Source organism: Bacillus cereus group sp. N8, assembly GCF_016483685.1.
Lineage (GTDB): Bacteria > Bacillota > Bacilli > Bacillales > Bacillaceae_G > Bacillus_A > Bacillus_A proteolyticus.
Map to the genome: position 1 here is coordinate 1 of NZ_JAEHBK010000119.1, position 824 is coordinate 824.

An 824-nucleotide genomic window follows, 5' to 3' on the forward strand; every position below is an offset into this window, starting at 1 on the left:
TTTTTTAATTTTAGTTTGGTTAAGTTAGAAAGGGCGCACGGTGGATGCCTTGACACTAGGAGTCGATGAAGGACGGGACTAACGCCGATATGCTTCGGGGAGCTGTAAGTAAGCTTTGATCCGAAGATTTCCGAATGGGGAAACCCACTATACGTAATGGTATGGTATCCTTACCTGAATACATAGGGTATGGAAGACAGACCCAGGGAACTGAAACATCTAAGTACCTGGAGGAAGAGAAAGCAAATGCGATTTCCTGAGTAGCGGCGAGCGAAACGGAATCTAGCCCAAACCAAGAGGCTTGCCTCTTGGGGTTGTAGGACATTCTATACGGAGTTACAAAGGAACGAGGTAGACGAAGCGACCTGGAAAGGTCCGTCGTAGAGGGTAACAACCCCGTAGTCGAAACTTCGTTCTCTCTTGAATGTATCCTGAGTACGGCGGAACACGTGAAATTCCGTCGGAATCTGGGAGGACCATCTCCCAAGGCTAAATACTCCCTAGTGATCGATAGTGAACCAGTACCGTGAGGGAAAGGTGAAAAGCACCCCGGAAGGGGAGTGAAAGAGATCCTGAAACCGTGTGCCTACAAATAGTCAGAGCCCGTTAATGGGTGATGGCGTGCCTTTTGTAGAATGAACCGGCGAGTTACGATCCCGTGCGAGGTTAAGTTGAAGAGACGGAGCCGCAGCGAAAGCGAGTCTGAATAGGGCGTTTAGTACGTGGTCGTAGACCCGAAACCAGGTGATCTACCCATGTCCAGGGTGAAGTTCAGGTAACACTGAATGGAGGCCCGAACCCACGCACGTTGAAAAGTGCGGGGA

The 824-nt window shown here is 50.0% G+C and carries 1 rRNA gene; it reads left to right on the forward strand.

The features are described from left to right. Positions 1 to 17: 17 nt before the first annotated feature. Positions 18 to 824: ribosomal RNA gene (locus JDS80_RS30660) — 23S ribosomal RNA — on the forward strand; the annotation flags it as partial.